At 60.4% G+C, this 13203-nt stretch carries 12 protein-coding genes; 8 read left to right on the plus strand and 4 right to left on the minus strand.

The genetic code is table 11. The annotated features are described in order from the left end of the window. Nucleotides 1–275 precede the first annotated feature (275 nt). Nucleotides 276–1952 carry a hypothetical protein gene (locus C3F12_03895; protein PWB47137.1) on the minus strand — a complete coding sequence of 559 codons (1677 nt, stop codon included), beginning with the start codon at nucleotides 1950–1952 and terminating at the stop codon, nucleotides 276–278. A gap of 301 nt (nucleotides 1953–2253) precedes the next feature. Here C3F12_03895 and C3F12_03900 point away from each other — a divergent pair, with 301 nt between their 5' ends. Continuing rightward, complete coding sequence (locus C3F12_03900) at nucleotides 2254–3354, plus strand: hypothetical protein (protein PWB47138.1); 1101 nt, start codon at nucleotides 2254–2256, stop codon at nucleotides 3352–3354. 455 nt (nucleotides 3355–3809) lie between these two features. On the opposite strand, the gene C3F12_03905 is transcribed toward C3F12_03900, so the two are convergent. From C3F12_03905 to C3F12_03915, 3 genes are all read right to left on the minus strand, one after another. Beyond that, a complete protein-coding gene (locus tag C3F12_03905) occupies nucleotides 3810–4136 on the minus strand; it encodes a hypothetical protein (protein ID PWB47139.1) in 327 nt (108 codons plus the stop codon). Continuing rightward, entirely contained in the window at nucleotides 4102–4296 is a 195-nt protein-coding gene (locus C3F12_03910) for a hypothetical protein (GenBank protein PWB47140.1), read from the minus strand. The genes C3F12_03905 and C3F12_03910 overlap by 35 nt, the downstream gene beginning before the upstream one ends. An 85-nt stretch (nucleotides 4297–4381) precedes the next feature. Continuing rightward, the gene (locus C3F12_03915) at nucleotides 4382–5176 is read right to left on the minus strand and encodes an alpha/beta hydrolase (GenBank protein PWB47141.1); all 795 of its coding nucleotides are present in this window, start codon (nucleotides 5174–5176) and stop codon (nucleotides 4382–4384) included. 122 nt (nucleotides 5177–5298) lie between these two features. Here C3F12_03915 and C3F12_03920 point away from each other — a divergent pair, with 122 nt between their 5' ends. The 7 genes from C3F12_03920 (at nucleotide 5299) to C3F12_03950 (ending at nucleotide 13061) form a co-directional block, all read left to right on the plus strand. Further along, nucleotides 5299–8604, plus strand: coding sequence for a hypothetical protein (locus C3F12_03920; GenBank protein ID PWB47142.1), 3306 nt, complete (start codon nucleotides 5299–5301; stop codon nucleotides 8602–8604). Nucleotides 8605–8637: 33 nt separating this feature from the next. Beyond that, nucleotides 8638–9441 (plus strand): hypothetical protein, encoded by an 804-nt coding sequence (locus C3F12_03925; protein PWB47143.1) that lies wholly within the window; start codon nucleotides 8638–8640, stop codon nucleotides 9439–9441. Nucleotides 9442–9619: 178 nt separating this feature from the next. Then, the gene (locus tag C3F12_03930) at nucleotides 9620–9847 is read left to right on the plus strand and encodes a hypothetical protein (GenBank protein PWB47144.1); all 228 of its coding nucleotides are present in this window, start codon (nucleotides 9620–9622) and stop codon (nucleotides 9845–9847) included. A gap of 12 nt (nucleotides 9848–9859) precedes the next feature. Beyond that, nucleotides 9860–10264 (plus strand): hypothetical protein, encoded by a 405-nt coding sequence (locus C3F12_03935; GenBank protein ID PWB47145.1) that lies wholly within the window; start codon nucleotides 9860–9862, stop codon nucleotides 10262–10264. A 503-nt stretch (nucleotides 10265–10767) separates the two neighbouring features. Continuing rightward, a complete protein-coding gene (locus C3F12_03940) occupies nucleotides 10768–11298 on the plus strand; it encodes a hypothetical protein (protein PWB47146.1) in 531 nt (176 codons plus the stop codon). Between the two features lie 9 nt (nucleotides 11299–11307). Then, nucleotides 11308–12138: a TIGR02757 family protein gene (locus C3F12_03945; protein ID PWB47147.1), complete on the plus strand. Its 831-nt coding sequence runs from the start codon at nucleotides 11308–11310 to the stop codon at nucleotides 12136–12138. 14 nt (nucleotides 12139–12152) lie between these two features. Continuing rightward, entirely contained in the window at nucleotides 12153–13061 is a 909-nt protein-coding gene (locus C3F12_03950) for a bile acid:sodium symporter (protein ID PWB47579.1), read from the plus strand. The last annotated feature ends 142 nt before the right edge of the window (nucleotides 13062–13203 follow it).

Genomic DNA, 13203 nt, shown 5'->3' on the forward strand with positions numbered 1-13203 from the left:
TTCGGTATCTTATAAGTGTAAAGCAAAATCCCCAACCCGAACAAAGTAGATCGTAGTACTGAGTCCGACGCTTGGAGCGTGAAGAGCAGTCTGGCCTGCGATCCTTGGGGCGCTGTTGGCTGCACCCTCCTCCGGTTCCGGCAGGGCGCACAAAAGCCTGCAAGACAATTCCCGTCCGACGCCGGTTTAGGGCCGGTAACCGGCTAAGGTTACCAGCCCTTCGAACGAACCGGCCGCGCTTGGCGGGAGGGTCAATGCGTCTTAATGCCTGCGCATCAGTTGCCACGGCCGTGCGGGACATTGACCGTTACTACCTGGCTGCTGCTGTTGCCGGATTCATCCGTGCACTGGATCTCCAGCGTGTATACCCGCCCGTTGCTCCCGCCGGAACGTTCGGCGCGCAGTTGTACGGTCAAATCGCCGGTGATGACAATTTCAGGGCCGGTCGTCCCGTCACCTATGCCGTTGTCCGGCTCGCTGCTGGTGGCGGAGATGATCTTACAATGGGAGGAGGAGTCACATAGGTCGGAGGCAGAGACCGATACCGTCACCGGTACCATCCTGTGGTTCGGTGGCCAGAGTACGCTCGGGCTTGCCGCGGCGTTACTGATAACCGGTGGAGCGGTATCCACGACTTGTACGCTGAGCGTATCCGCGTCACTCGCCGACGAGGGATCCGTGACGGTTAACATCACCTCATGGTCGCCAAGCGGCAGTAATACAGTCGGGGTAGCTCCAGAAGCGGAGCCGAAGGAGTTCGTCCAGAGGTAGGTGAGCGGGTCACCATCCGGGTCCTCCGATCCCGTACCGTCGAGTGTCACAGCAGTGCCTCCTGGCGCTGTGCACTCAACCGTCTGATCGGGCCCGGCATCGGCGACCGGAGGCTGGTTGTCTGGCGGGGCGGTATCGGTGATTGGCACATACACCTCTGTTGCAGCGGAGAATCCATTCGCTGTTGATCCGGCAATCACATACAGCTTCCCCCCCGTTGTTGTTGTACCGATGTTGAGACCGGCGCGAGGGGTGGGAATGGACGCTCGCACGGTCCAGTTATCCGCCTGCGGGTCGTACTCCCAGACATCAGGCGCAACATCGTTCCCAACAGCATTGATACCGGAGACGGCATACAACTTGTCATCGATAACCCCGACGCCGATCTGATTGCGTGCGGACGGCAGCGGCGCGGCGAAGCTCCAGATATCGGATGCCGGGTCGTAAACCTGAACCTCGGCCTTTGAGGCACAGCAAACCTGCAGACCTCCGACGACATATAGCCTGTTACCGAGCACGGCAAAGCCGGCAGTACGCCGCGCTAGAAGCAGGGATGCCTTTTGTGTCCATACGTTCTGCACTGGATCATACGCGTAGACGAGATTGAGCGGGTTGCCGCCTGAATCGCCGCCGGCTACATACAAGATGCCGCTGATCACGCCGGCGGCCATGGAGTTGCGGAGCGGGCCTGGAAGCGGCGCGCCTGAGGACCAGTCGTCGATGTTGGGATCATAGATCTCGAGAGCAGGGGTATTGCTGTTCGGCCCGTTCACGCCGCCTACGATGTAGAGCCGCCCGTTGATGACACCTGCTGTCGCCCCGCTTCGCGGAGTCGGTATCGGTGCTCTCATGCTCCACGTGTCGGTCGCCGTATCATACACCTCATGGGTATGGGAACCTTCTTGATTTGGTATATTGCCGCCGATTGCATGGATGTTGCCGCCGATGGCGCCGACGACCGCACCGGCCGTTGGCGTCGGTTTGGGCGCCTTTTGCTCCCAGACATCGCCGATGGCCGCCGCGGGCAGTGGACTCACTGTCAGGAAGAGAACACTCAGCATTGAGGCAACAGGCCCAATAATAAACAGACGCTTCATTTTTATCTTCTCTCTGCTCCGTTCCTTCCACTCAATTAGGCCAACAGCGGGCATTCGCAGGAGACGTGATGCTGTGCCTTTCATGGGCTCCTCCTCTTAGATGTTTTATTGAATTCAGCGGCGTTCCATTGATCCTGAGACTGCACGTTCACTCTGGGCTGGTGAAGGTCACCTGATACGCGACCCTTATATCCGGTGACCTTATGTGTCGGGCACCAATATGGGATCTCGAATCACCAATTGCAGTCCCTTGGCACATAAGGTGCCGGATAACTATCGTTTTACCTAGCGCTCGTTGGCATTTCACGCTTGACAGTAAGATTCAGCCGGTATAATGACAATACGGAAAATTCCGTATTGCTTCCCTATCTCTTAGGAAGAGGAGATGAAGCGACTCACCTCACCGCAACTCCGGAAGCTGCTGACATTCCTCGAAGGCCTGGCGGCTATACCGGACCAGGAGGCCTTCGTTCGATATTTGCTTGCCGCGGCTCCAGGCTTGATCCCCTGCGAGATGCTCACGTACAACGAGATGATCCCCTCGCAACGGATTTCACGAAACTGGGTGGTTCCCCAGGAGGTCCACCCCCCAGAAACAGACGCCATCTGGGCTCAGCACATGCACGAGCACCCTACTTTGATGTATTACGCAAAGACAAGAGAAGGGCAGGCTCGTACGATTTCCGACTTCCTGAGCCAATCCCAGTTGCATCGTCTGGGCTTGTACAATGAGCTTTACCGGGGTTGGCATGTAGAAGACGTTCTTACGGCGGTCTGCCATGTCTCAATCACCGCACCCACCATCGTGGTCGGAGTGGGTTTTTACCGGAATCGCCGAACCTTTTCTGAGCGCGATCGACTCCTTCTCAACCTGCTGCGGCCCCATCTGGTCCAGACCTATGCGCGCATACAGGCTCACACACACTTTCGGGAGGAGTTAGTCCGTGCTAAGCAGGCTCTTGATACGCTGGAGCAGGGGGTTATTGTCCTTGCACGCGACGGGTCTGTGCGCGAGATAACCCTACGAGCACGACAACTCCTAAGGGCGTATTGGGGAGCAGCTCCAGAACATGAGGGACACCTTCCCCCTGAGCTGCAGGAATGGATAGGCCGTCAACAAGGGCCGGCGCCTCTTGCGGAGCCCGATGGGTCGCCCATTCCGCCCATGCCCTTCATCGTAGAGCGCGAGACGGCGCGTCTGGTAGTCAGACTGGTGAGGTTCGGTACCGAAGATCACTTGCTGGTTCTCGAAGAGCAGCCGACGGTACTCGTGCCGTCTTTCTTCGGTTCCCTGGGGCTGACAGCTCGAGAGTCAGAAGTATTGCTCTGGGTGACCCGCGGCAAGACTGATGCTGAGATCGCCACCATCCTGGGCGTCAGTCCCAAAACAGTCGGCAAACACCTGGAGCGGATCTACCAGAAGCTGGGTGCTGAGAATCGGACGGCTGCCGCTATGTGTGCTCTCACCGCCATCCGTCCCCGCTAGCGTAGTGAATCTAACGCTTCTTTACATTCACGTTCACCCTGAGCGTGTCGAAGGGTGAAGTATTGCAATAGGTTCCGTTCATGGGTTCGACAAGCTCACCACGAACGGATTGTAAAGGGATTGCCGGCGCACTACTACACTAATACAAACGCGGAAAGTCAATTTACACACCCCTCACCCTCACCCTCTCCCACAAGGGGAGAGGGGACTATAAGAATTCTCCCCTCCCCGGGTACCCCCTGGGTGCGGAGGGGATTAAGGGGAGGGTGGAGATGTTAGATTTATTTAATGCGTGAGGCTTAGTGCTTAATTGCAATAATACCCGTACCGTCATTCCCGCAGTCCTTAAGCGGGAATCCATTGATTTTACTGGATACCCGCTCCCCGCTTGAAGCCTGCGGGGACAAGCTTCGCGGGTATGACGGATTATGTGCGCTAACTTTCACAACGAAGCACTAGCGTTGCCGGATGAGCCGCGCCAGGACTTCGTAGAAGCGTTCCCGGCTCTTCACCAGGACAATCTCAACCTGTCGCTTATCCTCTCGGATACGGTAGGCAATCCGATACTCCACTTTGCGAAAGTGGAAGTGATGAGAACGGAGATCTTGGAAGGGAGAATGGAGCGATGAAGCAGTATACGGCGATCGGGCAACCTTCCGGGCTTCTGCTTTGATCTGTTCCTGAAGGGCGGGATCGAATTTCTTGTAAAGTCGGTGAGCAGAGGGGGCAAGGACTATGGCAAACGGCTCACCACTTCTCAAGAGGGATGCCCTCGCCCCGATCCAACTCTTTCAGGGCGCGCCGAATGGTTGCCCGCGCCTGGGGATCAAGGAGCAGTTCCAGAGTCTCGAGCTCTAGGGGAGTCAGTCCCCTCAGGATAGAGGCCAAGCGCTCCAGATGGACGAGCCCGCCATGCTCCAGAGCCTTCAGCGTCTTGGACATCGAGGTTCCTCCTTCGACCGGATTATAGGCCAACACAAAGATCCCGTCAAAGGGAAGATCAGGATGAATCGTATCGCAGCCGCGTTCAGGGTTCCTGAAGGAAAGAGAGGGTGAGGCGGTTGAACTCGCCGGCGCGGGTGAGAATTAAGGCGTGGCCGGCGCCGGGGATCACGGCCAGCTTGGCGCCGGGGATCCGTTCGTGGAGCGTCCTGGTGAACCGCATCGGGGTCATGAGGTCTTCGTTGCCGGCGACAATCAGGGTCGGCGTCGCGATCCGGCTCAGGCGATCTTCGCTGAAGTGGCTGAGCGCCGCCTCGACCTGCCGGGTATAGACATCTGCCGACGGAAAGTGTGGGTCATCCTCGAAGCGGGCAATGGCCAAATCGACCAGGCCCGGAATCTGATACTCGTCATAGGAGAAGACCCACGGCATGGTCGCCCGCGCGTACTCCTCGGGGCTGAAGCGGGTCCGCATCAGCGCGAATGAGTTGAGTACGTCGGCTCCGCGCCGATCGGACGAGGTATAGGTCGAGACCAGGACCAATCGGTTGACCCTGGCAGGATGGGTGATCGCCAACTCCTGGGCGATCGCTCCGCCCATGGACAGGCCGACGATATGGGCCTTGTCGATGGCCAGTGCATCCATCAGGCCGATGGTATCATCGACCAGCGTCTTCATCGTATACCTGTCCGGAGAGCGGTCGCTTTCGCCGGTATCGCGGTTATCGAACGCGAGGCATCGAAAATGCTGGGCAAATGTCGAGATCTGGAGCGCCCAGACCTGGTGATCGATACCAAGCCCGTGGATCCAGACGACCGGGTCACCCTGGCCCTCTTCCTCATAGAACAGCTCGATCTGCCCGACCCGTACCTTTGGCATAATGGGGGCGATTGTATGCAAGCAGGTCCTGTATGTCAATCACTCTGTATGCGTGCTGCTTGACACACCGTTGCCCCTCAGTTAAGGTCGAATCAGGAGATAGTGGAGGGGGGTGATCGAGCATGAGCCAGGAGACGCAACCCCGGCATACCAATCGGCTGATCCGCGAGACCAGCCCGTACCTGCTGCAGCACGCGCATAACCCGGTGGACTGGTACCCGTGGGGGGAGGAGGCGCTTCGCCGGGCGAAGGAGGAGAATCGCCCGATCCTGCTCAGCATCGGATACTCGGCCTGTCACTGGTGTCACGTGATGGCGCATGAGTCGTTCGAAAGCGAGGCGATCGCCGAGCTGATGAATCGGCACTTCGTCTGCGTCAAGGTCGATCGGGAGGAGCGACCAGACATCGACGCCATCTATATGGCGGCTACGGTGGCCATGAACCAGGGGCAGGGCGGGTGGCCGATGACGGTCTTTCTGACCCCGGACCTGCAGCCGTTCTTCGCGGGGACCTACTTCCCGCCGCGGGACGGGTTCGGGCGGGCCGGGTTCCCGACGATCCTTGCGCGGATTGCGCAGGCCTGGCGTGAGCATCCCGATGACCTTCGGACTCAGTCGGCCGAGATCACCACCTACTTGCGCGAGAGTACCAGCCCATCCCTATCTGCGCCGGTAGGATGGGCCGAGATTGCGGCCGCCGTCGCCCACTTCGCCTCAACATTCGATCCCACATTCGGCGGATTCGGCTCCGCGCCCAAGTTCCCGGCCGCGACCGCCCTATCGCTCTTGCTGCGCCATCATCGGCGCACCGGCGATGCCCATGTCCTGCAGATGGTCCGGACGACGCTGGATGCGATGGCCCGGGGAGGGATCTACGACCAGATCGGCGGCGGATTTCACCGCTACTCGACCGATGAGCGCTGGCTGGTCCCCCACTTTGAGAAGATGCTCTACGACAATGCGCTCCTGGCCAGGACCTATCTGGAGGCGTTTCAGGTGACCGGCGATCCGTTCTATCGGTGGATCGCAGCCGACGCTCTTGATTATATCTTGCGTGAGATGACCGCCCCGGAGGGAGGATTTTTCTCCGCCACGGACGCCGATTCCGAGGGCGAGGAGGGGAAGTTCTACGTCTGGACGCCGGCCGAGATCGAAGCGGTCCTGGATGGGGAAGAGGCGCGTGTCTTCTGCACCTACTATGACATCACAGAGAGCGGCAACTGGGAGGGCAAGTCGATTCCCAATGTTCGGCGCACAGCCGCGCAGGTGGCCACAAAATGTGGGATGAGCGTCGAGGGGTTGCACGCGGCACTCGGCCGGGCGCGGTGTAGGCTCTATGGAGCCCGGCGACAACGCGTGCCGCCCGGCCTGGACGACAAGATCCTGACGGCCTGGAATGGGCTGATGATCAGCGCCATGGCCGAAGGATCCCGTATCCTGAGTGAGCGGCGGTACCTTGACGCTGCCGTTCGCGCGGCCGACTTCCTGCTCAGGACCCTGGTCGGACAGGACGGCAGGCTACTGCGGACCTACCGGAGCGGCGTGGCGCATCTGAACGCCTACCTGGAGGACTATGCGTGTCTCTGCGAGGGACTGATCGACCTGTACGAGGCAGGAAGCGAGACTCGCTATCTCCGCGAGGCCGGCCGGCTGGCCGATCGCCTGCTGGTCGATTTCGTCGATGAGGCAAGCGGCGCCTTTTGTACCACGTCGCGCGATCACGAGTCGCTGATCCTGCGCCATCGGGAAGGGACCGATGGTGCCGTCCCCAGCGGTAATGCCGTGGCAGCCTCGGCGCTGGCACGCCTCTCGTTCCAGCTTGCGCGCAACGACCTGCGCCGCGCGGCCGAGCGCGGCATTGCGGCCTACGGCAAACAGATCGCCCTCTATCCGCACGCCTTTGCCAAGAGTCTCGCGGTCGCAGATCTCCTCCTGGAGGGGCCGGTGGAGCTGACCCTGATCGGCACTCCGGGAGAGGCGGGATATGAGGCCCTGCGCCTGGAGATTGCGCGCCACTACGTACCTAATCGGATCATGGCATACCACGATCCGACTGCCGGAGAGTCACCCGATTTCCCCCTGGTGAAGGGGAAAGGATTGGTGGATGGCCGCGCGACGCTCTACATCTGCCGGGACTCCACCTGTCAGGCCCCGATCACCGACACCGCTCAGGTCATCGCCGCCCTCACCCTGCCCGCACAGCCCTCAGCAGGCGGTCACCGGTCGGTCGTCGGACCAATCCTGACCGGTCACGCGACTGAAGCCGGCACGGGTGCGTACGGCGCCCGCTTTGCCTCAGCGGGCTCTACGATGCTCGGCTCGACCGGCCTGATTGCCGGTAGGCTGGGCTTCGGCGGATACCGGATCGACGACGAGACCCGCGAGCACTACGAGGCCCTGAAGAAGGCGTTGCTCGGAGGCTGTAACTTGGTCGACACCTCCGCGAACTACACAGATGGCGGCAGCGAGCGGTGTGTCGGGGCCGCGCTCGGCGAGCTGGCGCGGATCGGCACACTGCGCCGCGAGGAGGTGATTGTGGTCTCCAAGATCGGCTACGTGCAAGGGCAGAATCTGGAGCTGGCTCAGCAGCGGGAAGCGGCGGGAACGCCGTTCCCCGAGATGGTCAAATATATGGACGGCTGTTGGCACTGCATCCATCCGGAGTTCCTGCGCGATCAGTTGGAGCGATCACTGACGCGGCTGCAGCTTGATACCCTGGATGTCTGCCTGCTGCACAACCCCGAGTATTTTCTCGCCGATATCATGCACCATAGACGCAGCGATCTCCAGGCGGCTCGGGACGAGTTTTACCGGCGGTTGCGCGAGGCGTTCGCCTTCCTTGAGACCCAGGTGGCCGCCGGCACAATCCGATGGTATGGTGTCTCCTCGAACACCGCCGTCTCGTCTGCCACGGATCCCGAGGCGACCTCCTTGACTCGGATGTTCCACGCAGCGCAAGAAGCGGGCGGACCGGCCCACCACTTCCGGATTCTCCAGCTTCCGATGAACCTGTTCGAGGCGGGGGGGCTGCTCGTGCGCAATAACGGGCCGGATAACCGGCAGACGGTGCTCGAGGCCGCATCGGCGGCAGGGATCGGCGTCCTGGTCAACCGGCCGCTCAACGCCATTGTCGGCAACAGGATGATCCGCCTGGCGGCGACCCCAAGCCGGCGCATCGCGGACGCGATCTCGGCGGCCATTGATCCGCTCCTCCCCGAGGCGCAACGAGGCGAAAGTCTGTCCAGGAAGGCACTGTGGGCCTTGACCAGCACCAAAGGTGTGAGCTGCGTCCTGAACGGCATGCGCACCCCAGCCTACGTCGGGGACTCGCTCGGCGTGCTCCCTTGGCCTCCGCTCGACGACGTCGTCCCGATCTATCAGGCGGTGGCGCGCCTCGATCCGCTTGACGTAGATCGGCTAAGCAGGTAGCCTGAGGCGTCCGGAGAAAACGGGGAGTTTACAATGGTGCCCGAACTGCTGACAAAATCTGAACATGCGCTGCCGGGGTATATCCCGCCGCACAAACGGGATCAGCGACGCGCCGACAGCTATCAGCGGACGCTGGAGACTCGCCAGAAGGAGAAGGCGGCGCTGGAGGCGCAACTGGAGACGAACCGGCTGAAGCGGGCGGAGTTCTGGAAGCAGAATGGCTACAGGTGGCTTCTGCGCCTTGACGGGTACGATACCTGGAAGGAGAAGCGTGCAGCGTACAAGGCGCTCGCGGAGGAGCGGGCGCAGCTCGTTGAGAAGATTCGGCAGAAGACCATCGATCTGCACCGCAGCCCGGAGGATAAAGACGGTGACGGCCTGGTCGATACCGATCAATACCCGGATAAGATCGGCCAGAAGCGGGCCAAGCCGGCCTGGATTGCGCTGGTCGATCCGGCCAACTGCTCCGGGTGCAGCGGCCATGAGGTCAAGCCGGGGGAGTGGGTGACGCCATGCCAGTCGGTCTGTCCAGTGGACTGCATCTCGCACCTGACGCCAGAGCAGGTCAAGATGCATGGGTACGACCGGAGCGTCCATGCCTTTGTGCCGCCGGTCCAGATCCGGTTCGATGAGTGTATCGGCTGCGACAAGTGCGCCCAAGCCTGCGCGCGGGATGCCTGGAATGCCGTCACCATGGTCAAGACCGAAAAGTTTGAGGAGGTTTTCGAGATTAAGATCGGCACCAAGTACCCGGGCCGCGCCTCCAACGACATCGACTTCTCCAAACTCGACCAACTCACGGACGAGGAGTTCTGCAGCCTCTACACGACGGTGTAGTCCCGATCCTTCATACCCGATCCCGAAGCCTGGTCGCTCCTCGAACCCCTTCCACATGATCCCTGTACATCAGGGCACGACTATATGTAGCGATAAGCCTCAGCAATAGCCGTCATTGGTTAGAAGCTCTATGCTATACTAATGGCAGTAATATGCTACCTCATTGGAGGGATAGTCCATGAGCACGTTGGTCATTAAGAACTTTCCCGAAGAATTGCACGCGCGGTTGAAGGCGCAGGCACAGCGCCACCATCGTTCCGTCACCAAGGAGGTGGTGAGCCTGATCGAATCCATGCTCGCGGCCCCCCGCCGGCCTCCAAAGCTGTCTCCGCCGCTGAAGCTGGCCGGTGGCTACCGTCCGACCGTTGAGGACATTGAAACCGCTATCGCCGAAGGGCGCGACTGAGCGTCGTCGCCGATGGTGTTCATCGATACCAACATCGCGATCTCATTGTGGGTCGAGAATGAGTGGACGGATTCGGCGCGCCGGCTCCTGGAAAGGGATCCGGATTGGTGTACCGAGTCCTTCGCGTTGATAGAATTTGCTAACGTGATGGCGACCTACGTGCGTGTGGGGCTGACCAGCGAACGGGAAGCGCTTGCGCGGTTCGACGAGGCCGAAGCCTTGCTGAGCCCGGGATTGACTATCGTCACCCACCGTCATGCCTTATCCGTCGCAATGACCTATAAGGTGTCAGTCTATGACGCCCGCTTCCTCGTAGCGGCTCAGGAACTGGGGGTAAAGCTGGTCACGGAAGATGCCGCGCTTCGACGTGCCGCGCCAGAACTGACGCAGTCGCTCAACGAAGCTCTCGCCGCGTGACTATAGCCCGCCCACCGAAAGAAGCCTGCGACCCGACCGATGCCGAGAAGTGAGAGCTACTCCAACTGCGCCAATCTCTTTAAGAGTGGCGCTTTGCTTTTCAACGGACACAGTGATACCTATAACATGGTGAAATAATTGGACTAATTAGGCGTCTGGCGAGCTTGGGGTGATAAAACCAACGGTGAGGCGACAGAAGTTGACCGGGCGGGGCTGCCGTTTTTTTAGGCTTGCCTCGTCCTACGAGGCGGGCTATCTTTGTTGTGCATCCGGCGAGGCTGCCGGTTCTTAAAGTTGCCGTGGCGTAGCAGACCTTCGGTCTCCACCAAGAGGCATCGGACGGCTCCTTCTCTGCGCGAACGCATTTCAGGGAACGATCTTCCGGGATACCACCAAGAGCGAGAGCCTTTTACCGTTCGGGGTACCGCAAGAAAAGACTTTCCTGTCATGATGATAGCCGGACCTACCCTTCTTACGCAGTCTCGATATGATGGTTGAGAGTGATGGACCTTTATCTGAGTGAAAATGCCTTCGTCGGACTGTTGGTCTCGACCATTGAGGTCTACCGAAAGGAGTGCTTTGGCGTCCTCCTCGGGCAGGCCACACAAGACCGAATCCTCGTCGATTTCGTCGTCCCGTACCAGACGGCCAATCGGAAGTTCCGTGAGGTACACGTCGATCTGATGCGAAGTCAGCGGGTCGAGGGAGCCGTCCGGAGTACCTCGCGCTGGGAGTGTGTCGGCGACTACCACTCGCATCCGATGTACGGCACCTTTCGGGCGACGACCACGCTGAGCAAGGTGGATCGGGATTTCTTCAAGGATGGACATATCGCTATAGTGGTCGCCATCAACGATTCGGCGCGGCAGCAGCGGTGGAGCTACGTGCGGCGCGGCGGTCTGTCGGGCAGCATCAACGGGTACAACATCCGAATTGCCGGATACCACAAGACGAATGGTGTCATCGAGCGGGCGCCGATTCATTGTCCGTATGCCATCGGGTTTCAGGCCAAGGAGCTGAACGGCAAGGAGTAGGTCGTCGTCATGGCTATGATGCGCTCCCACGCGCAACTCAAGCAACTCCTGGAGGAACTCTACCACCGCTACAGCCGGCCTGCATACCTCTCGACCAGCGCCCTCGGTATTCCGCACCGATATGTCAGTCCGGAAGATCGGGAAATCGCGGCCTTCGTCACGGCCTCCCTGGCCTATGGTAACGTCAAGCAGATCCACCGCAGTGCCACGGCAGCGCTCGATGCGATGGGCAAAAGCCCAGCCAGGTTCGTTCGACGATTCGATCCCGACCGGGAGTCAGCGCGCCTGCAACACGTCGTCCACCGTTTCAATTCGGGTATCGATCTGGCGTTGCTGTGCTATCTGCTCAATCAAGCCATCGCGACGGCGGGATCACTGCAGACATTCTTTCTCAAGGGGTACGATCCCACGCACGACGACATCGGACCGGCCCTGACCAGCTTTGTCGACCGGATGCTGTCGCTGGACGTCTCGCCGTTCTATCCTTCCGGCGCACTCCCGTCGAAGGCCGGTGTCCGCTTTTTCTTCCCCTCGCCGCATCAGGGGAGCGCGTGTAAGCGCCTCAATCTGTTCCTGCGCTGGATGGTGCGCCGCGGGGACGGGATCGATTTCGGCATCTGGACGGAGGTCTCGCCGGCCAAGCTGATCGTGCCGCTCGACACGCATGTCGCGCGGATCGCCCGACAACTTGGCCTGACCAGGATCACACAGCCCAATTGGCGGATGGCCAAAGAGGTTACGTGGCGACTCCGTGCCTTCGATCCCGAGGACCCGGTCAAATACGACTTTGCCCTGTGCCGCCTCGGGGTCCTGAGGCAGCCGATCCCCGACCTGGGCTAGATCTGCCGATCGGTATGGATCGCGTAACCGGACTCTTCCCACTCTGGGCGGTCCTCATTTCGGCTGTCGCCGTCATCTATCCCGGGTTGCTGATGCCGCTCAAATGGGCCATCGTCCCGTTGTTGGGAGTGGTCATGTTCGGCATGGGCGTGACGCTGATGCCGAGCGATTTCACAGCCATCCTCAAGCGGCCCGCCATCGTCGCCCTGGGCGTGGTGCTGCAGTTTCTCTTGATGCCGCTGATCGGATGGCTGTTGACCCGGCTGCTCTCCCTGCCGCTACCTCTGGCGGTGGGGGTTGTGCTGGTGGGTGCGGCGCCGGGTGGGACCGCATCGAACGTGATTACCTATCTGGCCAGGGGCGATGTAGCGCTCTCCATCACTTTGACCTCCCTCTCAACCATGCTGGCCGTGGTAATGACGCCGTTGCTCACCTGGTTGTACGTCGGACAGTTGGTGGCTGTGCCGACCGGCGATATGCTGCTTAGCATCCTCAACATCATCCTGTTGCCAGTGGCGTGCGGCGTCGTTGTGAATACCCTTTGGGGGTATCGACTCGGAGGGATCAAGCGGGTGTTCCCGCTCATATCAATCGCCGGCATCATCCTCATCATCGGGGCGATTGTTGCACTGAATCAGCCGCAGCTTTCTGCGCTGGCACTCCCGGTCATCATCGCCGTGGTCCTGCACAACCTTGTGGGGCTGACCGGCGGATATCTCGCGCCAAAAGCGCTCGGCCTCGATTCCACCATCTGCCGAACGATCGCCATTGAGGTCGGTATGCAAAATTCCGGGCTCGCCGTGGCGCTGGCCGTCAAATACTTCTCGCCGGCCGCGGCGCTCCCCGGCGCCCTCTTCAGCATCTGGCACAACCTGTCAGGCGCGGCCCTGGCCAGTATCTGGTCCCGAACCAGCCGCCAGTGATAGGCCCATCGATACGTCGTAGTTTTTGCTTGCACTCCAGGCAACGAATAAGGTAGACCTCAGCAGAGATATGGGGTGAGGCACTCGGGGCAGAGGCGTTTTTATTACTGCCCCTCGCCCCCATTTGGGGGAGAGGGCGAGG

Source organism: Candidatus Methylomirabilota bacterium, from assembly GCA_003104975.1.
GTDB lineage: Bacteria > Methylomirabilota > Methylomirabilia > Methylomirabilales > Methylomirabilaceae > Methylomirabilis.